Source organism: Sphingomonas sp. AX6, from assembly GCF_902506605.1.
Taxonomy (GTDB): domain Bacteria; phylum Pseudomonadota; class Alphaproteobacteria; order Sphingomonadales; family Sphingomonadaceae; genus Sphingomonas.
Window position 1 is genome coordinate 2,177,640 of the sequence record NZ_LR733979.1, and the last position, 23,195, is coordinate 2,200,834.

Consider the following 23,195-nt stretch of genomic DNA (forward strand, 5'->3'; position numbering starts at 1 on the left):
TTGAAATCGCGGGCCAAAACTCGCAAGGATAAGCGCGACCTGTTGTACGGGACCGCTTATGCAAGTGATCGACGCGCCTTCGCCCAATTTCGACGATCGGTCGCTGCCGATCACGATGATCGTGCTGCACTATACCGGCATGGAAACGGGCGAGGCGGCGATCGAACGGCTGCGCGATCCCGCGGCCAAGGTATCGTCGCATTATCTCGTCGCCGAGGACGGCACCATCCTGCGCATGGTCGATGAGGACAAGCGCGCCTGGCACGCGGGCCGGTCGCACTGGCGCGGCGTGAAGGATATCAATTCGGCCAGCGTCGGGATCGAGATCGTCAATCCCGGCCACGAATGGGGCTATCGCCCGTTCCCCGAAGAACAGGTCGCGGCGGTGATCCGTCTGGTCCATGAGATCAAGGACCGGCATGAGATTACGCGCGGCAATATCGTCGGCCATTCCGACATCGCGCCCGCGCGCAAACAGGATCCGGGCGAACTGTTCCCGTGGGGAAAACTGGCGCGCCTGAGGTTAGCGCTCCCGCGTCCGACGAAAAATCTGATGGACCCGGGATGGACCGATGGAGGGTTCCTGCTGGCGCTGGAACGCTTCGGTTACGACGTGGAAGATGGTCCTGCGGCAGTCACTGCGTTTCAGCGGCGGTTCCGGCCGGAAATGGTGGACGGCATCATCGACGCGGAATGCCGGATGCTTTTGCTGGCACTTTTGCTGCCGAAGCCGCAGGGCGACGGTTGATTCGTTGATCCGCACCGGCCCGCTCCCCCACCCGACCTCCCACAGAATATCCTGGATGGGAGGTCGGGTGGGGGAGCGGGCCGGTGCGGGCTATCGCGCGGCTTGTCCGCGCGCTAAGACGGCTGTGCCAGAGGGTTGGGCGACCGCGTTGCAAGCTTGCTTGTACCGAGGAAAGTCCGGGCTCCACGAAACGACGGTGCCGGGTAACGCCCGGCGAGGGTGACCTCAGGGAAAGTGCCACAGAGAGCAGACGGCCTGGCTTCATGCCCGGTTACGGTGAAAGGGTGCGGTAAGAGCGCACCGCGCGGCTGGTAACAGTCGCGGCATGGCAAACCCCACCGGGAGCAAGACCGAATAGGGACGGCGCATGGGCTTTGTTTCGGCCCGTCGTCCGGGTTGGTTGCTAGAGGCGGTGCGCGAGCGTCGTCCTAGAGGAATGGTCGCACAGCTCTTCGGGGCGGACAGAACCCGGCTTACAGACCCTCTGGCATTTTTGTCCCGTAACCGGCCCGTAACCGGATCGCCGCGCAAGGCGAAACAGGGGCGGGCCAAGAATCGCTTGGCTCCCGATCCTCGCGTCACGCCCCATGTTGCAAGCGGCGGTGCCGTTCCCCTAGATGCGGCATCGCCAATTCATTTCGACGAGAAGTTTCCCGCCCATGACCGCCACCCATTCGACCCGCATGCTGATCCTCGGTTCCGGCCCCGCCGGGCTGTCCGCCGCCATTTATGGCGCGCGCGCCGGAATGGCGCCGATCGTCGTGCAGGGCATCCAGCCCGGCGGACAGCTAACGACGACCACCGATGTCGAAAATTATCCCGGCTTCCGCGATGTCATCCAGGGGCCGTGGTTGATGGAGGAAATGACCGCGCAGGCCGAGCATGTCGGGACGACGATGATGTACGACACCATCGTCGACGTCGATCTGTCGCAGCGCCCGTTCAAGCTGACCGGCGATGGCGGTACGATCTATTATGGCGACGTATTGGTGATCGCGACCGGTGCCCAGGCCAAGTGGCTGGGGATGGATTCGGAAGAGGCGCTGAAAGGAAAAGGTGTATCCGCGTGCGCCACTTGCGACGGTTTCTTCTATCGGGGAAAGAAGGTTGCGGTGATCGGCGGCGGCAATACCGCGGTCGAGGAAGCACTGTACCTGACCAACCACAGCCATGACGTGACGCTGATCCACCGCCGCGACTCGTTGCGCGCCGAAAAGATTCTGCAGGACCGTCTGTTCGCCAACGAACGCATTACCGTGCTCTGGAACAAGGCAGTCGACAAGTTCGTCGGCGGCGGTCAGCCCGAGGGTCTGGTCGCGCTTGAATTGCGCGACACGGTGACCGGTGAGACATCGACGCTGGACGTCGAAGGCGGCTTCGTGGCGATCGGCCATCACCCCGCTACCGAACTGTTCCGCGGCCATGTCGAACTTGACGATGATCATTATATCAAGGTCGAACCGGGCACGACGCGAACTAACATCCCCGGCGTGTTCGCGTGCGGCGATGTGATGGACAAGATTTATCGCCAGGCAGTGACCGCCGCCGGCACCGGCTGCATGGCAGCACTCGACGCCGAACGATTTCTGGCGGAGGTCGATTTCGAGCAGGTTGCCGAAGCGGCGGAATAAGTCTGGGGCTCGGTTCGCCCCACAGGTCGTCACCCCAGCGGAAGCTGGGGTATCAAGCAGTTGAAATGCGGCCGGATATTCCAGCTTGCGCTGGGATGACGTTATTGGGCAGCTTCGAGCGCCTCGATTACTTTCGCAAACAGCCAATCGGCATCGCCTTCGCGCGCGAAGCTGTGGCTGGCGGTTTCGCGGATCGCGATGCTTGCGCGCGCGCACACTGACGCAAATGCCGGTCGTTGGAACGCCTCTCGAAAAGCGATGGCGGTGTTGTCGCGGTCGGCAAGCAGGATCGTCGCTGGGGCGTCGGATGATGCCAGCGCGGCGGCCATGTCTATGGCGAGCGAATTGCCCTTGCTGGGTGAGTTAGCCGATCTTGCCAAGCCTTTGACAAGTTTTCTGATATTCACACCGCCTCGGGCAAGTCGTATCCATTGTCTCGGATCGCGGAGGCGCTCGGCATAGCGGGCGCGGATGGCGGCCGGTGGGGGGAGGTCGCTTTCGGTTTCGATCACCCAGGGGTTTGCGAGGAGCAGCGCGTCGATCCCCGCGCGCTGGTGGAATAGCGCCAGCGCCGTTGCCGCGTCGCAATTGCCGAGGGCAACGATGCGTTCGACCGGCAAGGCCTGGCGGAATGTCTGGGTGACGGCGGCGAGTTCGTCTGCACTCTCCAGGAAGCCGCGATTCTCGCCTTCGGAATCGCCGATCCCTCTTCGGTCGTAGCGGAGGACCGGATAGCCCGCCGCGGCGACTCGCTGGGCAAGGAACGCCATCCCGCGATGCGCGCCGATGCGGATTTCGTTGCCGCCAGACACGATCAGCAGCCCTGTTCGACCCTCGGCATGATCGAGCGTCGCGGCGATCCGATCGCCTTCACAGTCGAAACCGATCACCTCGCGCATTGGGCGATCCAGTCGGCGATGTCATCGGCCAGCGCATCGGCGAGATCGAGATCCTGGTCGGGCTCGGCGCGACGCCAAAGCGGCGCGCCATCGACATGGCGATCGGCCGGCGCTGGGTCTCCGGTTAGCCGGACGACGCGGATGGGGTCAGCTAATGGTGAGGAGTCCGCCTGAAGTTCGACGAGCAAGTCATTGGAGATAAAATTCCCGGCGACCTCGACACGATCACTTTGCGACGGCCATTCGACCGTATCGCCGTCCTCGATCGCCGCCGCTTTTGCGATGCGGCCAAGGTCGCGATGAAGCGATAGGCCGTCCTGCGGGCTGAGGTGCCAGCGGCTGGCGACAGTGGCTTGCGCGTCGATCAGCGCACCCGCGCGGATCGCGATGCTGTGAATTCCGGGATGGTCTCGTCGGGCTTCTTCGACCGCGGCGGCATAAGCGGCCTGCCAATCGGACAGTCGCGCATCCTGCGTCGCCACCAAGCTTTCGCCAGTGCCGGGAAGGTCGGGCAGCGCCACCGAGATGCCGTGGACGGTCAATTGCATCAGCACGCGCATCATCAGCGCGCGGGTTCGGTTGGCTTCCTCGAACGGCGGAAGCGCGGCGATCACCAGCGGTTGCCCGGCCTTGCCATGTTTCCACCACGCCTCGGTCCCACCGGCCCAGGCATAATGGTCGATCAACGCAGCGCCTTGTCGCTGGCGAAGCGGACCAGCGCGCCGAACGTCTCCAGCGTCTCGCCGTCGATATCGTCGTCTTCGATCAGGATACCCAGCCGGTCCTCGAGTTCGGTCAGCAGTCCCGCGACCGCCATCGAATCGAGTTCGGGTAGCGATCCGAACAGCGGCGTCGTCGCATCGAACGCCGCGACACGCTCGGCGCTGATCCCCAGCACGTCGCGCAACACACCGCGGACTGCATTTTCGACAACCTCAACGCGTTCCGGAACCAATGCGACCCCCAATGACCGGCCCATGACAGGATGCGGCGTTAGCCGCCGGGACAGCCGCTGCCAAGTGCGGCTTTGTGCGGCGCGACAAGCGCGGCTATCACCGCGGACATGGTTCCGCTCGATCCCGTCCCCCGTCCGCTCGACCATCTGACCGGGTTCGGCGCGCCCGACGCGGTCGCGTGGGGCGACCGGCATGGCGTCATGACCTATGCCGAGCTGGAGGCTGAAGTCGCGCGTCTGGCTGGCGCGCTCGCTGCGCGCGGGCTGACGCCGGGCGCGCGGGTTGCGAGCTGGCTACCGAAGACGCGCATCGCCTGCTTGATGCCGCTCGCTGCCGCGCGTGCCGGACTGGTGCATGTACCCGTCAACCCCGCGCTAAAACGCGCGCAGGTCGCGCATATTCTTGCCGATAGCCGCGCGACGCTGCTCATCAGCCAGGCGGGCCGCGTCGCGTCGCTGGAGGCGGGCGACGTCCCGCAATCCTGTGAGGTAATTGAGGAGGATGCAGTCGTCGTCGGCAATCCGCTGCGCCCGTCCGATAGCGATCCCAATGACTTGGTGGCCATTCTTTACACATCGGGTTCGACTGGGCGACCCAAGGGCGTGATGCTCAGCCACGCCAATCTGTGGCTCGGCGCGATCAGCGTCGCGCATTACTTGGAGATCAAGCCTGCCGATCGCGTGCTGGGCGTCCTGCCGCTGAGTTTCGATTATGGGCAGAACCAGCTCTTCTCCACCTGGGCGGCGGGGGCGAGCGTTTGGCCGCTCGATTATCTGACGGCAAAGGACGTCGTTCGCGCGGTCGAATGGCATGACATCACCACGGTGGCTGGCGTCCCGCCGCTTTGGACGCAGTTGCTTGAGGCGACGTGGCCCGACGAAGTCGCTTCAACGTTGCGACGGCTAACCAATTCCGGCGGTGCGCTGACGCCGCGCATGGTTCGGGCGTTGCGCGAACGGTTCCCGAACGCCGATCTCTATCCAATGTACGGCCTGACCGAGGCGTTCCGATCGACCTACCTGTCGCCCGAATTGGTCGATGCCCATCCCGATTCGATGGGACGTGCGATTCCCTTTGCCGAAATCATGATCGTGCGCGCCGATGGCAGCCGCGCGGCGGCAGGCGAGGCGGGCGAACTCGTTCATGCCGGGCCGCTGGTCGCGCAGGGATATTGGCAGGATGCCGAGCGGACCGCCGAGCGGTTTCGGCCTGCGCCCGGTTTCTCGACCAGCGGCGGCTTGGCGGTCTGGTCGGGCGATACAGTGATCGAGAGCGAGGACGGCCTGCTCCGCTTCGTCGGGCGCGACGACGAGATGATAAAATCCTCGGGCAACCGCATCAGTCCGACCGAGATCGAGGATGCGGTTCTGGCGGGCGGCGAGGTGCGTGAGGCGGCGGCGTTCGGCGTTCCGGACGAGCGGCTGGGGCAGGCGATCCTTGTGGTGGCGCGTGCTGCCGATCCAATTGCGGTGGAAGCCGCGCTGCGTGCCCGCTTGCGCCGCGACTTGCCCGTCTTCATGCAACCGCGGGATTATGTCTGGCGCGACGAATTGCCGCGAAATGCCAACGGAAAGCTCGATCGTGCGCGGTTAAAGGGGGAAGTGACGCCATGAAGCCGATGGGGCCAATCCCACCCGATTTCGCCGGACAAACGTCGCTGGCAATCGGCGGGCGGGATGTCGAGGCGTTGATTGCAAAGGCGGGGGATACGCCTGCGTTCGTCTACGACTTCAGCGTGGTTCGCAGCCGAGTTCAGCGGTTTCGCGATGCGTTCGGCCCCGAAATCGGTTTGCATTACGCGATCAAGGCCAACCCGCTGCCTGCGCTGATCGCGGCGATCGCACCGCTGGTCGATGGGCTCGATGTCGCGTCGGCGGGCGAGTTGGCGAAGGCGCGCGACGCAATGGACGCCGACCACATCAGCTTTGCCGGGCCGGGCAAGCGCGACGCCGAACTCGAACTCGCCATCCGCGAAGGCGTGACGATCAACCTCGAATCGGACGGCGAGGCGAGCCGTGCGTTCGCGATCGGCCATGGGATCGGTTTTACCCCGCGGCTGGCGGTGCGGGTGAACCCCGATTTCGAGCTGCGTGGATCGGGGATGAAGATGGGCGGGCGCGCAAGTCCCTTCGGGGTCGAGGCGAGCCAAGCGGCGGCGTTGGTCGGACGTATCCTGAGCGAAGGAGCGGACTGGCGCGGATTCCATATCTTTGCCGGGTCGCAGTCGCTGGACAACGATGCGATCATCGAGACCCATGCCGCGACGCTGGCGCTGGCGGAACGACTGGCGGATGAGGCAGGGGCGTCGCCATCGTTGGTCAATCTGGGAGGTGGCTTCGGTATTCCCTATTTTGTCAATGATCTACAGATCGATGTTGCTTGCATTGGCGAAGCGCTTTCCCACGCCGTGATCCGCCGTCCCGACAGCTTGAGCGACAGCCGGTTCGCGATCGAACTCGGACGCTGGTTGGTCGGCGAGAGCGGCGTGTATCTGACGCGGGTCGTCGATCGGAAGATCAGCCAGGGAGAGGTGTTCGTGATCGTCGATGGCGGGTTGCATCATCAGCTCGCGGCAAGCGGCAATTTCGGCACCGTAGTCCGCCGCAACTATCCGATCGCGGTGGCAAGCAAGCTGGGCGAATCGGCGAGCGAGACCGTCAATGTCGTCGGTTGCCTTTGCACGCCGCTCGACCGGCTGGGTGACAAGGTGGCGTTGCCGCACGCCGAGGTCGGTGACGTCATCGCGGTGTTTCTGGCCGGAGCTTACGGCCGAACTGCCAGTCCCGAAGCATTTCTCGGCCATCCACCATCGCGTGAATTGCTGATCGATCCGGACGATCCTGCCTAACCCTAACTTAACCTCTGATCGGCATAGTTTACCCCAATCTGCGCGAGAAGCGTGGCGTCACGCCGCGTAAAAACCGCGTGGATCGGGAGGTTCGAAGCAATGCGCGTGGTCAAGTCCGGTATCCGAATCCTATTGCCGCTGGGGCTGGGAATCGCGCTCGCATCCTGCGCATCGAGCGGGGGGCGGCCCGAATTGCCGCCCGCGTCGATGACTTCGACCAAGGATTCGCCGACCGAACAATATTTGATCGGTCCGCTCGATTCGCTTCAGATCTTCGTGTGGCGCAATCCCGAATTGTCGGCGAAGGTTCAGGTGCGCCCCGATGGCCGCATCACCACGCCGCTGATCAGCGACATGCCCGCGGTCGGCAAGACGCCTGCGATGCTGGCCGACGACATCAAGATTGCGCTGACCGAATATATTCAGAACCCGCTGGTGTCGGTAATCGTTGAGAATTTCTCGGGCACGTTCAATCAGCAGGTGCGGATCGTGGGGGCCACCGAAAAACCCGCCGCGATCCCGTTTCGCGCGAACATGACTCTGCTCGATGCGATGATTTCTGTCGGTGGCCTCAACGAATATGCAGCGGGCAACCGTGCGCGGCTGGTCCGCTTCGACCGCGAAAGCGGCAAGCAGGTCGAATATTCGCTGCGCCTGTCGAGCCTGCTGAAGGACGGCGACACGCGCGCCAATGTCCGGCTGGAACCGGGCGACGTCATCATCATCCCGACCAGCATGTTCTGAGGAGCGCGCTTAGATGGGTAGTCTTTACGCAGAAGCGCGCGGGATCGCGCATCAGGTGTGGCAGCGGCGCTGGATTGCGCTTGCCGTCGCATGGGGCGTGTGCGTGCTCGGCTGGCTGGTCGTGTCGCTGATTCCGAACCAGTATGTATCGACCGCGCGGGTGTTCGTTCAGTTGCGTACGATCCTGCCGAGCCAGGATTCGAGCTTTCAGCAGATGGAACGCGCCAAGGACATCGACCGGGTGCGCCAGACGCTGACCAGTCAGGTCAATCTGCAAAAGGTGGTGCGCGGCACCGACCTGGCGCAAACCGCGACCACCGATGCTCAGGTGGCGGCGCGTGCCGCTGGCCTCGCGACCAAGATCACCGTCGTTGCGACGCAGGAAAATCTGTTCGAGATTTCGGCGACCACCGACAGTCCGCGCCAGTCGCAGCAGATCGTGCAAAAGCTGATCGACATCTTCGTCGAGGACAACATCGCCAACCAGCGCGACGAGTCGGGCCAATCGCTCCGTTTCCTCGACCAGCAGATCGAGGCGCGTCAGCGCGCGTTGCAGGAAGCCGAAGCCAAGAGCGCCGCATTCTATGCCCGCTTCCTGGGGTCGCTGCCGGGCACCGGTTCGCTCGACGAGCGGGTGGGTAACGCACGCACGCAGTTGAGCCAGATCGAAGCAGATTTGATCGGCGCGCAAAGCAGCCTGACTGCGGTGAATGCCCAGATGGCGGGCACCCCCGCGACGGTCCCCGGCATTGCCGGTGCGCCCATCGCAGGACCGGCGCGCGCTCGCGTTTCCACCATCGAAGGCCAATTGGCCGAAGCGCGCGGGCGCGGCTGGACCGATTCGCACCCCGATGTCCGCGCGCTGCAAAGCCAGTTGTCTCAGGCGCGTGTGGCTGCGCAGGGCGAGCCGAGCTATGGCGGCGGGGGCGGGGCGAACAACCCGCTCTATCTCCAGCTGCGATCCATGCAGGCCGAACGATCGGCGCGGGTATCCGAACTCAATCAGCGGCGCGCGCAGTTGCAGGCCGATCTCGGCACGCTTCAGGCGCAGATCAACGCCGATCCGGCCGCTGCGGCCGAACAGGCGCGGATCGACCGCGACCTTCAGGTGATGAAGGACGAATATGCCAAGCTTCTGACCAGCCGCGAAGGCGCGCGCCTGCAATCGCAGGTTCAGACCGAAACCGATGCGGTGAAATTCAGCGTCATCGATCCGCCTGCGCAGCCGACCGCACCCGCTGCGCCCAGCCGTCCGCTGCTGCTGTCGGGCGTGCTGTTCGTTGGGCTGGCGGCAGGGATCGGCGCGGCATTCGCGCTCAGCCAGTTGCAATCGACCTTCGCCAGCGCGGCCAAGCTCGAAAAGGCAGCGGGCATTCCGGTGATCGGGTCGATCGGAGAGATCGTCAGCGACGCGACGCGCGGGCTTCGCCGCCAGCGATTGAAGCAATTCGCCGGCGCTGCCGGGGCATTGGGCGGGGCGTGGATCATCCTGCTGGCCGTCGAAATGGTTCAGCGCGGCATGGTGGCGTGAGGAAGAGACGATGAACGATCACACGCCCCGTAAATTCTCAGGCTCGCTGCTCGAACGAGCAGTCGATTTCTACGCTTATGCCCCGTCTCCGCCGCGTGCAGCGGCGACCGCGCCGACACCGGTCGTCGAAACGTCGGTACCGGACGTCATGCCCGTTGCCGACGCCGTGCCTGCGCGCCGCTTCGTTCCCGTCCGCCGTCGTGCGGTCGTGGACCGCGAGGCGCTAGCCGAACGCGGCATGATCCTGCCGGGTGGCGCGATCACGATCCTGGCGGAGGAATTCCGGCTGGTGAAGCGAGCGTTGCTGGGTACCATGCGCGACATCGCCAGCGACGACGCCGACCGTGCGCGCACGATCCTGGTCGGGTCCGCGCGGCCCAATGACGGCAAGACGTTCTGCGCGATCAATCTGGCGCTGTCGCTGGCGGCCGAACGCGATCTCGAAATCCTGTTGGTCGATGCCGATTTTGCCAAGCCCGACGTGCTGGCGACGCTGGGGATCGAGGATAGCGCGGGGCTGCTCGACGCGCTGGCCGATCCGACGATCGATGTCGAAGCCTTGGTGGTCGAAACCGACGTGCCGCATCTGACCCTGCTCCCCGCGGGCGGGCGGACGATTGCCGATACCGAACTCCTGGGCAGCCAGCGTGCGCGCGATGTGATCGCGGGGCTGGTCGCGGACAACCCCAATCGCGTCGTCATTTTCGATACGCCGCCCGCGCTCGCCGCATCGCCCGCTTCGGTGCTTGCCGGGCTGGTCGGGCAAGTGTTGATGGTGGTGCGCGCAGACAAGACGACCGAAGGCGACCTTCGCGGTGCAGTCGCGCTGCTCGACGGGTGCGAGCATCTGCAACTGATGCTCAACGCGGTTTCGCTCGACACCGGCAAGGACCGGTTCGGCAGCTATTATCAGGAAGGCATGGCGGAATGATGCGCCTATCGTTTATCGCGCTCGCTAGCGTTGCGATGGCGGCAACGCCTGCGCACGCGCAGCGGGTGCAGGTGTCGCCCTATATCGAGCTCGGCCAGGTGCTTACCGTCGATCTGAACGACGGCGACACGCTGACCTATTCGAGCGTTGCGGCGGGGGTAGATGCGAGCGTTTCGACGCGCCGCGTGACCGTCAGCGCCAGCGTCGAATATGAACGCCGCATCGCCTGGAACGACGATCTGTCGGACAGCGATGTGGTGAGCGGCATCGTGCGCGGCACGGCGCTGGTCGCGCCCGGACTGTCGGTCGAAGGCGGGGCACTCGCCACGCGCACGCGGCAGGACATTCGTGGGGAAGCGCCTGGGTTGCTGGGCGGCAATGCGCCGAACGTCAGCCAGCTTTACGCCGCCTATGTCGGCCCCAGCTATGCGCGCCGCTTCGGCGATCTGGACGTGAAGGCCAGCTATGGTCTGGGCTATGTGAAGGTCGAGGTGCCGGACGTGCCCGCGTTCCTGCCCGGCCAGGCGCCGCTCGATTATTACGACGACGCGACCTCGCATCTGGCGACTGCCAGTGTGGGGACGCGCGCCGGGACTTACGCCCCGTTCGGGATGACGCTGTCGGGTGCAATCACGCGCGAATATGCGGGGCAGCTCGACCAGCGCTACGAAGGCCAATTCCTGCGCTTCGATATCGTCCAGCCGATCAGCCGCGAACTCGCGGCGGTGGCGGGCGTGGGGTATGAGCGGATCGAGATTTCGCAACGGGACGCGTTGGTCGATGGCGCGGGTAATATCGTGCTCGACGGCAATGGCCGTTTCGTCACCGATCCCGCCTCGCCGCGGCGGAGTGCGTTCGAAACCGACGGAATTTTCTGGGACGCCGGGCTGTTGTGGCGGCCTTCGTCGCGCACCACGGTCGAGGCGCGGGTCGGGCGCCGGTACGATAGCTGGACCTATATCGGGTCGGCGAGCCACCAGACCGGCCCAGGCTCCGGCGTTCAGGTCGGCGTGTACGACGCGGTGCAGACCTATGGCCGATCGCTGCTCAACGGGCTGCGCCAAGTTCCGCTCGAATTCGACGGCGGGTCGAGCGATCCGTTCAGCGACAATTTCAATGGCTGCGTGTTTTCGAGCGGATCGACCGGGGTGGGCGGTTGCCTGAACGGTGTGCTGCAAGCCGCGACCACCAGCAGCTTCCGCGCACGCGGCGTCGATGCGGTCTATGCGATCAGCTATGGCCCGACGCGGGTGGGGGTCGGCGCAGGCTATGCCAATCGCAGCTTCTACGCCCCCGACAACATCCCCGGCATCGTCGTGACCGGCCTGGATGACGAGGCATTCTATGCTCAGGCATTCGGTTCGTACCAGATCGATCGCGTGTCGGCGGTCAACGGCACGCTGTTCCTCAACCGTTATTCGACCAGCCTGCCGCTGTCGCCCGATGTGTGGAACTGGGGCGCGCAGGGAAGCTATTACCGCAGCTTCGGGCGCCTGCGCGCTCAGGCTTCGGCGGGCATTTACGGCTCTGAGGTCGAAAATATCGCCAACGACGCTTCGTTCCAGGCCTTTCTGGGCCTGGGATACCGCTTCTGAACCGGATCATGAGAGTCCGCGTGGAGACGATGAATGTATGACAGCCATTACGGGCTGACGGGTCGCCCGTTCCAGCTAACCCCCGACCCCGAATTCTGGTTCGAGACGGCCACGCACCGCAAGGCGATGGCCTATCTGGGCTATGGATTGAGCCAGGGCGAAGGCTTCATCGTCATCACCGGCGAACCCGGCGCGGGCAAGACGACTTTGGTCGGGCATGTCATGGGCCAGATCGATGCCGAGCGGCTGCACGTCATCAAGATCGTGACCACGCAGGTTGCCGCGGACGATTTGATTCGCATGGTCGCGCAGGGGTTGGGCGTGAATGCCACCGGGCTGGCCAAGGCCGATCTGCTTGCCGCGATCGAACGCGGGCTGCACGCCATCGCGCGGACGGGAAAGCGGACGCTGCTGATCGTGGATGAGGCACAGTCGCTGCTGGTCGGCAGCCTGGAAGAGCTGCGGATGCTGTCGAACTTCCAGCTTGGCGGGCATCCGTTGTTGCAGATTTTTCTGCTTGGACAGCCGGAGTTTCGCGTGCTGTTGCAAGGGAGTGACAAGCTGGAGCAGTTGCGCCAGCGCGTGATCGCCATGCATCACCTCGACCCGATGGGCGTCGAGGAGGTCGAAGCGTATCTGGCGCACCGACTGAGCGTCGTCGGCTGGAACGGTCGCCCGAGTTTCGGTGCCGACGCGATTGCGGAGATGCACCGCTGGTCGGACGGTATCCCGCGCAAACTGAACCAGATCGCCAATCGCGTCATGCTGTTCGGTGCGATTGAAGGCGTCGAGGAATTTACCGGCGAGGATGTCGCCCAGGTCGTCTCCGACATCGACGGCGACATGCACAGCGCCGAGCGTGACGGGACCATGCCGAGTTGGGTCGATGACAGCGCGCCGGTTGCGGCTGCAGAACCCGCGCAGATCGAACCGACACTCGATCACGCCGCCTTTGCCGCGCAGCTTGCGGGAATCGAGGCGCGGCTGACCGAACAGGACCGCGCGCTGCGCCGCGTGCTGACCCTGCTAGTCGATTGGGTGGAAAACGACCAGCGTCGCCACGATTACCAATCCGACGCAGCCTGACGCGGCGGGCAGGGGGCACGCCATGTTTCATTCGCGCATCGCGCCGCAAGGCGAAGCCTCTACGGAAGCCCCGATTCTCAACGCCATGTCGGTCGATATCGAGGACTGGTTTCAGGTTGGTGCGTTCGAGAATACCATCCGCCGCGCCGACTGGGACGGTCTGGAACACCGGGTCGAGGCCAATACCGACGCGGTCATCGCGCTGTTCGATGCGTGCGGGGTGCAGGCGACGTTTTTCACGCTTGGCTGGGTCGGCGAACGATACCCCAAGCTGATGCAGCGTATTACCGATGCCGGGCACGAACTGGCGAGCCACGGCTACGACCATCGACGCGTCTTCACCATGACGCCGGACGAATTTCGCGCCGACACCGCCCGGACGCGGGCGATCCTGGAGGATGCGGGCGGGCAGCCGGTGACGGGATACCGCGCGCCGAGCTTTTCGATCGACCAGCGCACGCCCTGGGCACACGAGATATTGGCGGAGCAGGGCTATGCCTATTCCTCCAGCGTCGCGCCGCTGGTCCACGACCACTATGGCTGGCCGGATAGTTCGCGCTTTGCATGGCGTCCGGTGGCGGGCGCGGGGATGATCGAATTGCCGGTGACGGTAGCGGAGATCGGGCGCAAGCGCGTGGCGACCGGCGGTGGCTTCTTCCGTCTGCTGCCCGGTGCGCTGACGAGCTATGCGGTGCGGCAAGTGAACGACGCGACGCACCCGGCGGTGTTCTATTTCCATCCCTGGGAAATCGACCCCGGCCAGCCGCGAGTCGCGAATGCCCCGGTGAAGTCCAAACTTCGGCATTACACCCGGCTGGAAGCGATGGCGGGGAAGTTGCGTACGTTGATGGGCAAGCATGCTTGGGGCCGCACCGACCGGGTTGCAGCGCAAGCGTCGCTCCGGTTGCCATGAACGCACCGCTGATGCTGTCGACCGTCACGGTTCGCGACGCCGATCTGGCCGATGCAAACGAGTTCGCGCGGATTGCGGCGTTCGTCACGGCGCACATCGACGGCACGCCGTTCCATTTGCCCGAATGGGTCGTCGCAGTGGCGCGAGGGTGCGATCAGGTCGCGCATTATCTGATTGCCGAACGCGCCGATGGCGAGCTTGCAGGCGTGCTGCCGTTGACCGAGGTGCATTCCCCGCTGTTCGGGCGCGCCTTGGTGTCGAGCGGTTTTGCGGTCGGCGGCGGGGTGCTGGCGTCCGATCCGGGTGCGGTCGCTCCGCTGGTCGATGCGGCATGGGCTTTGGCCGAGCGGCTGTCCTGCCCGACGCTGGAATTGCGGGGCGGGGCTTTGCCTCAGGGCGACGGGTGGCATCGCGACCAAACGAGCTATCTGGGCTTCGCACGCGATCTGGCAGCCGACGACGATACCGAATTGCTGGAAATCCCGCGCAAGCAACGCGCAGAAGTGCGCCGTTCGTTAGGGTTTGAACTAACCGTCGAGACTGGCAGCGGCCCGCACCAGCGCGACGATAATTATGCCGTCTATGCCGAGTCCGTGCGCAATCTGGGCACGCCAGTGTTTCCGAAACGCCTGTTCGCCGAGGTGCTGAACGCATTTGGCGACTGCGCCGATATATTGACCGTGCGCCGTGAAGGTCGCGCGATCGCCAGCGTGCTCAGCCTTTACTGGCGTGGCACGGTCTACCCCTATTGGGGTGGAGGCACCGCACAGGCACGAGCGCTGCGGGCCAATGACCGCATGTATTATGCGCTGATGTGCGACGCCCGCGGGCGCGGCTGCACACGATTCGACTTCGGGCGTTCCAAGGTCGGCACGGGGGCCGCCGCTTTCAAACGCAATTGGGGGTTCACCGGCGAACCGCTCGCCTATGCCAAGCGCGCCGCCGACGGCGAGCAACCGCGCGAGATCAATCCGTTGAGCCCGAAATACCGGTTGAAGGTCGCAGCCTGGCAGAAACTGCCGCTGGGACTCGCCAACCGCATCGGCCCCTGGATTGCGAAGGGGCTCGGCTGATGGGCGATATTCTGTTTCTCTGCCACCGCGTGCCTTATCCGCCCAATCGCGGCGACAAAATCCGCGCATTCAACATCCTGAAATATCTGTCGAAAAAGCGCCGCGTCCACCTCGTCACCTTTGCCGACGAATGCCGCGACATGGAGCATAAGGCGGCGCTCGCCCGCTACACCGCCAGCCAGTCGATCGTCTGGCGCGGCAAGAGCGACGAGGCTGCGGCGCTGGAGGCGCTCGTGCGCCGCAAGCCGGTGTCACTGACCGCATTCGAGAATCGCGCGCTGCAATCGGCGGTCGATCGTTTGTTCGAGCATTCCGATATCGACACGATCTACTGTTTCTCCGGTCAGATGGCGCAATATGTGCCGTTCAAGCCGCGTGCCCGCTTCATCATGGATTTCTGCGACGTCGATTCGGCCAAGTTTGCCGATTACGCCAAGGCGGAGGCGCTACCCAAAAAGCTGATGATGAAGCGTGAGGCGCGGCTGCTGGGGGCGTACGAACGCGGAATCGCCAGCCGCGCGCGCGCCAGCCTGTTCGTCAGCGAGGCGGAGGCCGAACTGTTCCGGCGTCGGAGCGGCGCGGAGCGGGTGATGGCGGTCGAAAACGGCATCGACACCGGCCATTTCGATCCACGCGCCGCGTTTCGCCCCGTCGATGAGGCGGGGCCGCTGATCGTCTTCACCGGCCAGATGGATTACCCGCCCAATGTGGAGGCGGTGCGCTGGTTCGCGAACGACATCCTGCCCCGCATCCGCGCGCAGCATAAGAAGGCGCGCTTCGCGATCGTCGGGCGCAACCCGACCGAGACGGTCAAGGCGCTGGCGTCGGACAGCGTGATCGTCACCGGCGAGGTCGAGGATGTCCGCGACTGGCTGGCGACGGCAAGCGTCGCGGTCGCGCCATTGAAACTGGCGCGCGGCATCCAGAACAAGGTGCTGGAGGCGATGGCGATGGGATTGCCCGTCGTCGCGACGCCGTCGGCAGCGGAAGGGATCGACCATGACGGTACGATCCTGGTCGGCGGCGACGCAGGCGACTTTGCCGAACAGGTCGCTGGGCTGCTGTCGGACCGCAAGGGCTCGCGGGCACGGGGCAAGGCCGCGCGGGAGCGCGTGATTGCCCGCTATGGCTGGGATGCCCGGCTGGCGGCGCTCGACGATCTGGTGGGGCAGGGGCGACCACAGGCAGCGAAGCTGCGCGACGCCGCGTGACGACCACGACGATTCTCAATGTTCCGGACATGCCGGACGCGCACGCGCTGCGCTGGCGGCGACACCTGATCCTGCTGGCGGGAAGCTGGGCGGCGTTGCTCGCGATCTTTCACCGGGACGTTGCCGATCTGGCGGGGATTTACTGGAACAGCACGACGTACGGCCACTGCCTGTTCGTGCTGCCGGTGGTCGGCTGGCTGGTGTGGCAGCGCAAGGACGATCTGGCGAAACTGACACCGACGGCGTGGTGGCCGGGGCTGGCGCTGGTCGCCGCGGGCGGGTTCGGTTGGCTGATCGGCGATGCAGCGGCGGTTGGGCTGTTCCGTCACGCCGGATTGGTGTTGATGCTGCAAGGCGCGGTGGTGACGCTGCTGGGGCCGCAAGTCGCGCGGGGCATGTTGTTTCCGCTGTTCTACCTAAGCTTCCTGGTCCCGTTTGGCGACTTCCTCGAAAAGCCGCTGCAGGACCTGACCGTCGCGATGATCATGCCGCTGCTCCATGCGTTCGGCGTCCCCGCCACGGTGGACGGGGTGTTGATTCATACCCCAAGCGGCGTGTTCGAGGTGGCGGAGGCGTGTTCGGGATCGAAGTTCGTGATCGCGATGGTCGCCTACGGTGCGCTCGTCGCCAATGTCTGTTTCGTGTCTTGGAAGCGTCGCGCGGCGTTTCTGACGATGGCGTTCGTCGTGCCGATGATCGCCAATGGCTTGCGGGCGTGGGGCACGATCTACGCCGCGTGGTGGACATCGATCGAACGGGCCACGGGGCTCGACCATATCGTCTATGGCTGGGTTTTCTTCGCCGTCGTGATGGCGGCGGTGCTGGCGATCGGCTGGCGCTGGTTCGACCGCGATCCCGATGCCGCCTGGTTCGACGTGGCGGCGCTCGACCGGCCGGTATCGCGGCGGATCGATGCCGTGACCGCGACCGGCATCGTGCTGGGCATTCCCGTGCTGTTCGCGATCTGGGCGAGCGTGATTGCCGCGCGCGCAGATACGCTCCCGGCTCAGATCGCGCTTCCCGATGTGCCGGGGTGGCAGCGTATGCCGATGAACGCGCATGCGCCCTGGACGCCATACTATCCGAATGCAGACCATTTCCTGATCGGACGTTATGGCGACCGGCAGGGCAGGGCAGTCGACCTGGCCATCGCGGTGTATGACAGTCAGCGCGAGGGCAAGGAACTGATCGCGTTCGGCCAGGGCGCGATCCGCGAAGAGGGTGAGTGGATCCGGGTTCAGGACCTGCCGTCGATCGCGGGCGGATCGGTGGTGCGGATGACGCGACCGGGACCGGTGGAGCGCGACGCGGTGACGTGGTATCGCGTCGGCGATGTCCTATCCAGCAGTGCGAACGCCGTGAAGCTCGAAACCCTGAAGAACCGCATGCTGGGCGGCCCGCAATCGGGCGTCGCGATCCTCGTCTCCGCCGAGCGGACCGACGGGAGCGCGCGTGACGAGATCGAGGCGTTTCTGGACGCGCTTGGTCCGTTGGACACACTAGCGGATACCGCGAGCGGGCGAGCGCGCTGATGTGCGGCATCGCGGGGATTTTCTACCCCGCTACTCCCAAGCCGGTCGATCCTGCGCGCATCGCCAAGATGACCGATGCGATGGAGCATCGCGGTCCAGATGGGTCGGGCGTGTGGACCGCGCCGGGCATCGGCCTGGGTCATCGCCGCTTGTCGATCATCGATCTGGGCGGCGGTGCGCAGCCGATGATCGATGGCGCGCTGGCGGTCAGCTACAACGGCGAAATCTACAATTTCATGGAGGTGCGTGCCGAGCTTGGGGCCAAGGGCGCGCGGTTCCGTACCGACAGCGATACCGAAGTGCTGCTGCATGGCTGGCGCGCCTGGGGGCCGGATTTGCTGGCGCGGTTGAACGGCATGTTCGCGTTCGCGCTCTACGACGGCGAGCGCCAGACGCTGTTCCTCGCACGCGATCGGATGGGGGTGAAGCCGCTACACCTCGTCACGCTGTCGGACGGTGGCGTAGCCTTTGCGTCCGAGCTTAAGGGCTTGCTCGCGCACCCGCTGGTGCGGCGCTCGCCCGACATCAGCGCGATCGAGGATTATCTGATGCTCGGCTATGTCCCCGATGATGCGTGCATCGTCGCGGGTGTAGAGAAACTGCCCGCCGGGCATTTCCTGATGATCGAACGCGGCAAGCCGGTGCCGCGCCCGACCCAGTGGTGGGATATCGATTTTTCCAGCCGTGCGAAGGGATCGACTGCCGATCTGATGGCGGAATTGACCGAGCATCTGCGCGCAGGCGTGCGGTCGCGGATGGTCGCCGACGTTCCGCTCGGCGCGTTCCTGTCGGGCGGTGTGGACAGCTCGGCCGTGGTTGCGCTGATGGCGGAGGCGAGCCGGTCGCCAGTCAAGACCTGCACCATAGGGTTCGACGAAGCGGGGCACGACGAGCGCGCGCACGCCGCGGTGGTCGCCGAGCGCTTTGCCACCGATCACCGCACCCGCACCGTGGACGCCGACGACTTCGGGCTGATCGATACGCTGACCAGCGCCTTCGACGAGCCCTTTGCCGATGCCTCCGCACTCGCCACCTACCGCGTCTGCCAATTGGCGCGCGAGCAGGTGACGGTGGCGCTGTCCGGCGACGGCGCGGACGAGGCGATGGCCGGGTATCGCCGCCACAAATTCTTTGCCGCGGAGGAGCGTCTTCGCGGGCTGATCCCCGACGCTCAGCGCGCGCGGTGGTTCGGCAAGCTGGGCGCGCTCTATCCCAAGGCCGACTGGGCACCACGCCCGCTCAGGGCCAAATCGACGTTGCTGGCGCTCGCGACGACCAGTGGTCAGGCCTATGCCGACGCGGTCGGCGTGACGACTCATGCGAACCGCCAGCTTCTCTACTCCGATGCCATGCGCCGCGCATTGGGGGATCATCGCGGCGAGACGCGGATCGTCGACACGATGCGCGATGCGCCAGCGCGCGATGCATTGGACCGCGCGCAATATGCTGATTTCAAACACTGGCTGCCGGGCGATATCCTGACCAAGGTCGATCGTACCAGTATGGCTGTCAGCCTGGAAGCGCGCGAGCCGCTGCTCGACCACCGGCTGATCGAATTCGCAGCAACGCTGCCGCCGTCGATGCGGATCAGCGGTGGCGAAGGCAAATGGCTGATGAAGAAGGCGATGGAGCCTTATCTGCCGAAATCCATTCTTTACCGCCCAAAGATGGGCTTCGTGACCCCGATCAGTGCATGGTTCCGGGGGAGCCTTGCGGGCGAGGCGATGGCGCTCGCCAAATCGCCGGTGCTGGGCGCCTGGTTCGACCCTTCCGCGATTCAGGCGATGGTCGCCGATCACCAATCGGGCCGCGCCGAACATGGCCGGACGCTGTGGCAATTGCTGATGCTCGAACGCTCCGCCAAACGGCTGTTCGGCTGACCGCGCTTGCCTTTCGGCGGGCCGCCGACTAGGGGAGCGCCACTTTCCCAACCCCTATTTTCAGGAGCAGCGACCACCATGGCCGCCACCCGTACCTTTTCGATCATCAAGCCCGATGCCACCCGCCGCAACCTGACCGGTGCGGTCACCAAGATGCTCGAGGAAGCCGGCCTGCGCGTCGTCGCGTCCAAGCGCATTCAGATGACCAAGGAACAGGCCGAAGGCTTTTACGGCGTGCACCGCGAGCGTCCGTTCTTCAACGACCTCGTCTCGTTCATGATTTCCGGTCCTGTCGTCGTACAGGTGCTGGAAGGCGAAAATGCTGTCCAGGCCAACCGCGACATCATGGGCGCGACCAACCCCGAAAACGCCGATGCCGGCACGATCCGCAAGGAACTGGCCGAATCGATCGAAGCCAATTCGGTCCATGGTTCGGATTCGGAAGAGAATGCGAAGATCGAGATCGATTATTTCTTCAAGCCCGAAGAAATCGTCGGCTGATCGGTTCGCGACCGGAACAACGGGAATGGGGGCTGCGGCCCCCATTTTCATATGTAACGCCCGAGCATGTGCGCGCGAACTCCGATCCGACAGGGCAATCGGAGGACTGGCGATGCGTGGATCGATCTTTTTGCCGCTGGCGCTCGCAAGCGCTGCTGGCGCGGTGGCCTGGGCCAGCCAACCCGAACCATCGTCCGATCAAAAGCCATCCAACCAAAAGGGAGCGAGGCCGATAGCGGCGGCTCCGGTCGCGCAACCGGTTGCGGTCGAACTGTTCACCAGCCAGGGCTGTTCGTCGTGCCCGCCTGCCGATGCGGTGATGGAGAGACTGGCGCGCGATCCCCGTGTCGTCGCGATCACGCGGCCCGTCACCTATTGGGACCGGCTGGGGTGGAAAGACACGCTGGCCCGCCCCGCCAATACCGAGTTGCAACGCGACTATACCCGGCGCGGGATCAGCGGCGCGGGCAATTACACGCCGCAGACGGTGGTGCAGGGCAGGCACGGATTGGTCGGCGGGCGCGAAGCCGCGATCCGCGCGACAATCGCGCAGGAATTGAGAACGCCGCGTCCGCGCATCGCGATCGCGGGCACGCCGGGACAGGCGCGCACGATCGTCGTCCAGGGCGAAACGCGCCCGGCGCGGATCAGCGTCGTCGCACTGCGCCGGATGGTCGATGTCAGAATCGGATCGGGCGAGAATGGCGGGCGGCGGGTGCGCTATGCCAACGTGCTGGTGGATGAGACGCCGGTCGGTGCTTGGGGCGGTGGCCCGATGCGAATGGCAATTCCGGCGGCGGCACTGCGCGTGGCGGGTGCGGACCGGTATGCGGTAATCGTGCGCGAAGGAGATGCCGGGCCGATCCTGGCCGCGCGTTACCTGTGACGTCTAGCGCCCGCCAGCCTCAAGCAACCTGCGCGGCGCGACCAATTCCCAGCTGATCGCCACGCGGTCGCCGACATGGTCCCAATCGGTATCCGCCCCGCCCACCCGGATCGCGACCCAGCCCGATGGGCCGAGATAGGGCGGCTTGTAATACAGATCGGGGTCGTGCTCGATCAGCATCGCCTGTTCCTCAGCGCCGCTGGTTTTGACCAGCACCGCAGTCTCGCCGTTCGTGTGATGATCGTGGCTGAAATAGGCGAAGGCCTTGCCCTTATCGATGTAGAACATCGGCGCGCCGTGCGAGACCTTCTCTGCCGTCTCGGGCAGGGCGAGTGCGATGGCGCGTAGCTTTGACAGGTCGGCTTCGGGATCGGGGCTCATCGCTGCACAAACTCCGCGAGGGTTTTGGGATAGAGGCGATGTTCCTCCACCAGCACCCGCGCGGCAAGGCTTTCCGGCGTGTCGCTCGGAAGGATGGGAACGCGTGCTTGACCTAGCACTTCACCCGCATCGAGTTCCTCGGTCACGACATGGACCGAACAGCCTGCCTCCGCGTCGCCTGCTTCGATCGCGCGCGCGTGCGTGTCGAGGCCCTTATAGTTGGGCAGCAGCGAGGGGTGGATGTTGACGATCCGCCCGCGCCATTTCGCGACGAAATCGTCCGACAGCAGCCGCATATATCCTGCGAGTGCGATCACCTCGACCCCTGCGGCGCGCAGGGCGCGGTCGATTTCGGCTTCATAGGCAGGTTTGCCGATGCCTTTGGGGGAAAGCGCAAGGGTCGGGATGTTGTGTTCGGTGGCAAATTTCAGGCCAGGGGCATTGGGCTTGTCGGAGGCGACGAGGGCGATTTCATAAGGGCAGACCGGATCGCGCGTGGCTTCCACCAGCGCCATCATGTTGGAGCCCCTGCCTGAGATCAGGACGCCGACTTTTACGCGATCAGCCACATCGCACCCCTTTGTTTGCCCAACCCTTTCCGCTTGTTTCGAGCGAAGTCGAGAAACGCTCACGAGCGCCTAGTTCACGTTTCTCGACTTCGCTCGAAACAATCGGGCGGGGGTTAGCCATGATGGGTGGCGGTCCAGTTGCCAGCACTCGCGAACGTACCGGCAGGCCCCGCCACCGTGCAGCCCTTCTCGCCCGCATAGACCCGACCGATGCGGAACACCTGTTCGCCCGCAGCCTCTAACGCTTCGGTTACGCCTGCCACCTCGTCCTCCGCCAGCACGACCACCATCCCGATCCCGCAGTTGAAGGTTCGCGCCATTTCCTCTGGCACGATCGCGCCTTCGGATTGGAGAAACGCGATCAATGCGGGCAATTCCCACGTCCCGGCATCGACCACCGCATGGCATCCGGCAGGCATCACCCGCGGGATATTCTCCAGCAACCCCCCGCCGGTGATGTGCGCCAGTGCATGGATTCGGCCTGCCTGGACCAGCGGCAGCAGCGATCTCACATAAATCCGCGTCGGCGCCATCAGCGTGTCGAGCAGGGTGCGTGAGCCATCGAACGGGGCGGGGGCGTCCAGCGTCCAACCCTTGTCCGTCGCCAGACGCCGTACCAGCGAGAATCCGTTCGAATGCACGCCGTTGGACGCGAGGCCAAGGATCACGTCGCCGCTTGCAACCTTGTCCCCGGTCAGCAGCCGCTCGCGTTCTACCGCACCGACGCAGAAGCCCGCCAGGTCGTAATCGCCGTCCGCATACATGCCCGGCATTTCCGCCGTCTCGCCGCCGATCAGCGCGCATCCCGCTTGGCGGCATCCTTCCGCGATCCCGGCGATTACGCGCGTCGCAACGGTGTTGTCGAGCTTTCCACTGGCGTAATAATCGAGGAAGAATAATGGCTCAGCCGCCTGGACGATCAGGTCGTTGACGCACATGGCGACCAGATCGATCCCGACCCCGTCATGCGCGTCATGTTCGATCGCGAGCTTCAGTTTGGTGCCGACGCCGTCATTCGCTGCGACCAGCAATGGATCGCTGTATCCGGCCGCCTTCGGATCGAACACGCCGCCGAACCCGCCCAGGTCCGCATCCGCACCGGGACGCCTTGTAGAGCGCGCCAACGGGCCGATCGCGCGGACCAATGCGTTGCCCGCATCGATCGAAACGCCCGCCTGCGCATAGGTATAGGGGCTGGCCTGGCTGCCTGTTGGCTTCGCTTCGTCGCTCATGGCCATGCGCGTTAGCCACATCGTGCTTGGATTTCCACTTGAAGGTCG

The 23,195-nt window shown here is 64.8% G+C and carries 22 protein-coding genes and 1 other RNA gene; 17 read left to right on the plus strand and 6 right to left on the minus strand.

Annotated features, from left to right (window positions below; all coding sequences use genetic code 11):
• Positions 1 to 58 precede the first annotated feature (58 nt).
• From ENHY17A_RS10605 to trxB, 3 genes are all read left to right on the plus strand, one after another.
• The gene (locus ENHY17A_RS10605; protein WP_159712543.1) at positions 59 to 748 is read left to right on the plus strand and encodes an N-acetylmuramoyl-L-alanine amidase; all 690 of its coding nucleotides are present in this window, start codon (positions 59 to 61) and stop codon (positions 746 to 748) included.
• A gap of 127 nt (positions 749 to 875) precedes the next feature.
• An RNA gene (gene rnpB, locus ENHY17A_RS10610) (RNase P RNA component class A) lies at positions 876 to 1,240 on the plus strand.
• 167 nt (positions 1,241 to 1,407) lie between these two features.
• Positions 1,408 to 2,379 carry a thioredoxin-disulfide reductase gene (trxB, locus tag ENHY17A_RS10615; protein WP_159712545.1) on the plus strand — a complete coding sequence of 324 codons (972 nt, stop codon included), beginning with the start codon at positions 1,408 to 1,410 and terminating at the stop codon, positions 2,377 to 2,379.
• 101 nt (positions 2,380 to 2,480) lie between these two features.
• Here trxB and ENHY17A_RS10620 read toward each other — a convergent pair whose 3' ends face one another.
• Genes ENHY17A_RS10620 through ENHY17A_RS10630 form a run of 3 tightly spaced genes read right to left on the minus strand, consistent with a single transcriptional unit; the run spans position 2,481 to position 4,233 of the window.
• A complete protein-coding gene (locus tag ENHY17A_RS10620) occupies positions 2,481 to 3,278 on the minus strand; it encodes a hydrolase 1, exosortase A system-associated (RefSeq protein ID WP_159712547.1) in 798 nt (265 codons plus the stop codon).
• Positions 3,266 to 3,964, minus strand: a complete 699-nt coding sequence (locus ENHY17A_RS10625) for a hypothetical protein (protein WP_159712549.1) — start codon at positions 3,962 to 3,964, stop codon at positions 3,266 to 3,268. The genes ENHY17A_RS10620 and ENHY17A_RS10625 overlap by 13 nt, the downstream gene beginning before the upstream one ends.
• A complete protein-coding gene (locus tag ENHY17A_RS10630; protein ID WP_443018298.1) occupies positions 3,961 to 4,233 on the minus strand; it encodes an acyl carrier protein in 273 nt (90 codons plus the stop codon). Before ENHY17A_RS10630 ends, ENHY17A_RS10625 begins: the two co-directional genes overlap by 4 nt.
• A gap of 108 nt (positions 4,234 to 4,341) precedes the next feature.
• Between ENHY17A_RS10630 and ENHY17A_RS10635 the strand changes: the two genes are divergently transcribed.
• The 14 genes from ENHY17A_RS10635 to ENHY17A_RS10700 all read left to right on the plus strand — a co-directional run bounded on the left by ENHY17A_RS10635 (position 4,342) and on the right by ENHY17A_RS10700 (position 20,965).
• Positions 4,342 to 5,847 (plus strand): acyl-CoA ligase (AMP-forming), exosortase A system-associated, encoded by a 1,506-nt coding sequence (locus ENHY17A_RS10635; protein ID WP_159712553.1) that lies wholly within the window; start codon positions 4,342 to 4,344, stop codon positions 5,845 to 5,847.
• Positions 5,844 to 7,082 (plus strand): pyridoxal-dependent decarboxylase, exosortase A system-associated, encoded by a 1,239-nt coding sequence (locus ENHY17A_RS10640; RefSeq protein WP_159712555.1) that lies wholly within the window; start codon positions 5,844 to 5,846, stop codon positions 7,080 to 7,082. The genes ENHY17A_RS10635 and ENHY17A_RS10640 overlap by 4 nt, the downstream gene beginning before the upstream one ends.
• Before the next feature lie 99 nt (positions 7,083 to 7,181).
• Entirely contained in the window at positions 7,182 to 7,826 is a 645-nt protein-coding gene (locus ENHY17A_RS10645; protein WP_159712557.1) for an XrtA/PEP-CTERM system exopolysaccharide export protein, read from the plus strand.
• A gap of 13 nt (positions 7,827 to 7,839) precedes the next feature.
• On the plus strand, positions 7,840 to 9,357 hold the full coding sequence (locus ENHY17A_RS10650; protein ID WP_159712559.1) for an XrtA system polysaccharide chain length determinant: 1,518 nt from the start codon (positions 7,840 to 7,842) through the stop codon (positions 9,355 to 9,357).
• Between the two features lie 10 nt (positions 9,358 to 9,367).
• Positions 9,368 to 10,288 (plus strand): AAA family ATPase, encoded by a 921-nt coding sequence (locus ENHY17A_RS10655; RefSeq protein WP_159712561.1) that lies wholly within the window; start codon positions 9,368 to 9,370, stop codon positions 10,286 to 10,288.
• Positions 10,285 to 11,883 (plus strand): hypothetical protein, encoded by a 1,599-nt coding sequence (locus tag ENHY17A_RS10660; RefSeq protein WP_159712563.1) that lies wholly within the window; start codon positions 10,285 to 10,287, stop codon positions 11,881 to 11,883. The genes ENHY17A_RS10655 and ENHY17A_RS10660 overlap by 4 nt, the downstream gene beginning before the upstream one ends.
• A 33-nt stretch (positions 11,884 to 11,916) precedes the next feature.
• The gene (locus ENHY17A_RS10665) at positions 11,917 to 12,969 is read left to right on the plus strand and encodes an XrtA/PEP-CTERM system-associated ATPase (RefSeq protein ID WP_159712565.1); all 1,053 of its coding nucleotides are present in this window, start codon (positions 11,917 to 11,919) and stop codon (positions 12,967 to 12,969) included.
• Positions 12,970 to 12,991: 22 nt separating this feature from the next.
• Positions 12,992 to 13,882 (plus strand): XrtA system polysaccharide deacetylase, encoded by an 891-nt coding sequence (locus tag ENHY17A_RS10670; protein ID WP_236547886.1) that lies wholly within the window; start codon positions 12,992 to 12,994, stop codon positions 13,880 to 13,882.
• Positions 13,879 to 14,955, plus strand: a complete 1,077-nt coding sequence (locus ENHY17A_RS10675) for a FemAB family XrtA/PEP-CTERM system-associated protein (RefSeq protein ID WP_159712567.1) — start codon at positions 13,879 to 13,881, stop codon at positions 14,953 to 14,955. Before ENHY17A_RS10670 ends, ENHY17A_RS10675 begins: the two co-directional genes overlap by 4 nt.
• On the plus strand, positions 14,955 to 16,166 hold the full coding sequence (locus ENHY17A_RS10680; RefSeq protein WP_159712569.1) for a TIGR03087 family PEP-CTERM/XrtA system glycosyltransferase: 1,212 nt from the start codon (positions 14,955 to 14,957) through the stop codon (positions 16,164 to 16,166). Before ENHY17A_RS10675 ends, ENHY17A_RS10680 begins: the two co-directional genes overlap by 1 nt.
• Positions 16,163 to 17,698 carry an exosortase A gene (xrtA, locus tag ENHY17A_RS10685; RefSeq protein WP_236547887.1) on the plus strand — a complete coding sequence of 512 codons (1,536 nt, stop codon included), beginning with the start codon at positions 16,163 to 16,165 and terminating at the stop codon, positions 17,696 to 17,698. Before ENHY17A_RS10680 ends, xrtA begins: the two co-directional genes overlap by 4 nt.
• Positions 17,698 to 19,578 (plus strand): XrtA/PEP-CTERM system amidotransferase, encoded by a 1,881-nt coding sequence (locus ENHY17A_RS10690; RefSeq protein WP_159712571.1) that lies wholly within the window; start codon positions 17,698 to 17,700, stop codon positions 19,576 to 19,578. The genes xrtA and ENHY17A_RS10690 overlap by 1 nt, the downstream gene beginning before the upstream one ends.
• A 78-nt stretch (positions 19,579 to 19,656) precedes the next feature.
• Positions 19,657 to 20,079 (plus strand): nucleoside-diphosphate kinase, encoded by a 423-nt coding sequence (gene ndk / locus ENHY17A_RS10695; RefSeq protein WP_159712573.1) that lies wholly within the window; start codon positions 19,657 to 19,659, stop codon positions 20,077 to 20,079.
• Between the two features lie 112 nt (positions 20,080 to 20,191).
• The gene (locus ENHY17A_RS10700; RefSeq protein WP_159712575.1) at positions 20,192 to 20,965 is read left to right on the plus strand and encodes a DUF1223 domain-containing protein; all 774 of its coding nucleotides are present in this window, start codon (positions 20,192 to 20,194) and stop codon (positions 20,963 to 20,965) included.
• A 3-nt stretch (positions 20,966 to 20,968) separates the two neighbouring features.
• Here ENHY17A_RS10700 and ENHY17A_RS10705 read toward each other — a convergent pair whose 3' ends face one another.
• The 3 genes from ENHY17A_RS10705 to purM form a co-directional block, all read right to left on the minus strand.
• Complete coding sequence (locus ENHY17A_RS10705; RefSeq protein ID WP_159712577.1) at positions 20,969 to 21,346, minus strand: MmcQ/YjbR family DNA-binding protein; 378 nt, start codon at positions 21,344 to 21,346, stop codon at positions 20,969 to 20,971.
• Complete coding sequence (purN, locus tag ENHY17A_RS10710) at positions 21,343 to 21,864, minus strand: phosphoribosylglycinamide formyltransferase (RefSeq protein ID WP_159714493.1); 522 nt, start codon at positions 21,862 to 21,864, stop codon at positions 21,343 to 21,345. Before purN ends, ENHY17A_RS10705 begins: the two co-directional genes overlap by 4 nt.
• A gap of 164 nt (positions 21,865 to 22,028) precedes the next feature.
• The gene (purM, locus tag ENHY17A_RS10715; protein WP_159712579.1) at positions 22,029 to 23,147 is read right to left on the minus strand and encodes a phosphoribosylformylglycinamidine cyclo-ligase; all 1,119 of its coding nucleotides are present in this window, start codon (positions 23,145 to 23,147) and stop codon (positions 22,029 to 22,031) included.
• Positions 23,148 to 23,195 lie beyond the last annotated feature (48 nt).

Bases quoted from the DNA above. Each gene is read 5' to 3' on its own strand.
- ENHY17A_RS10605 (WP_159712543.1), top strand. From the start codon at position 59: ATGCAAGTGATCGACGCGCCTTCGCCCAATTTCGACGATCGGTCGCTG.
- trxB (WP_159712545.1), top strand. From the start codon at position 1,408: ATGACCGCCACCCATTCGACCCGCATGCTGATCCTCGGTTCCGGCCCC.
- ENHY17A_RS10620 (WP_159712547.1), bottom strand. From the start codon at position 3,278: ATGCGCGAGGTGATCGGTTTCGACTGTGAAGGCGATCGGATCGCCGCG.
- ENHY17A_RS10635 (WP_159712553.1), top strand. From the start codon at position 4,342: ATGGTTCCGCTCGATCCCGTCCCCCGTCCGCTCGACCATCTGACCGGG.
- ENHY17A_RS10640 (WP_159712555.1), top strand. From the start codon at position 5,844: ATGAAGCCGATGGGGCCAATCCCACCCGATTTCGCCGGACAAACGTCG.
- ENHY17A_RS10645 (WP_159712557.1), top strand. From the start codon at position 7,182: ATGCGCGTGGTCAAGTCCGGTATCCGAATCCTATTGCCGCTGGGGCTG.
- ENHY17A_RS10650 (WP_159712559.1), top strand. From the start codon at position 7,840: ATGGGTAGTCTTTACGCAGAAGCGCGCGGGATCGCGCATCAGGTGTGG.
- ENHY17A_RS10655 (WP_159712561.1), top strand. From the start codon at position 9,368: ATGAACGATCACACGCCCCGTAAATTCTCAGGCTCGCTGCTCGAACGA.
- ENHY17A_RS10660 (WP_159712563.1), top strand. From the start codon at position 10,285: ATGATGCGCCTATCGTTTATCGCGCTCGCTAGCGTTGCGATGGCGGCA.
- ENHY17A_RS10665 (WP_159712565.1), top strand. From the start codon at position 11,917: ATGTATGACAGCCATTACGGGCTGACGGGTCGCCCGTTCCAGCTAACC.
- ENHY17A_RS10670 (WP_236547886.1), top strand. From the start codon at position 12,992: ATGTTTCATTCGCGCATCGCGCCGCAAGGCGAAGCCTCTACGGAAGCC.
- ENHY17A_RS10675 (WP_159712567.1), top strand. From the start codon at position 13,879: ATGAACGCACCGCTGATGCTGTCGACCGTCACGGTTCGCGACGCCGAT.
- ENHY17A_RS10680 (WP_159712569.1), top strand. From the start codon at position 14,955: ATGGGCGATATTCTGTTTCTCTGCCACCGCGTGCCTTATCCGCCCAAT.
- ENHY17A_RS10690 (WP_159712571.1), top strand. From the start codon at position 17,698: ATGTGCGGCATCGCGGGGATTTTCTACCCCGCTACTCCCAAGCCGGTC.
- ndk (WP_159712573.1), top strand. From the start codon at position 19,657: ATGGCCGCCACCCGTACCTTTTCGATCATCAAGCCCGATGCCACCCGC.
- ENHY17A_RS10700 (WP_159712575.1), top strand. From the start codon at position 20,192: ATGCGTGGATCGATCTTTTTGCCGCTGGCGCTCGCAAGCGCTGCTGGC.
- ENHY17A_RS10705 (WP_159712577.1), bottom strand. From the start codon at position 21,346: ATGAGCCCCGATCCCGAAGCCGACCTGTCAAAGCTACGCGCCATCGCA.
- purN (WP_159714493.1), bottom strand. From the start codon at position 21,864: ATGATGGCGCTGGTGGAAGCCACGCGCGATCCGGTCTGCCCTTATGAA.
- purM (WP_159712579.1), bottom strand. From the start codon at position 23,147: ATGAGCGACGAAGCGAAGCCAACAGGCAGCCAGGCCAGCCCCTATACC.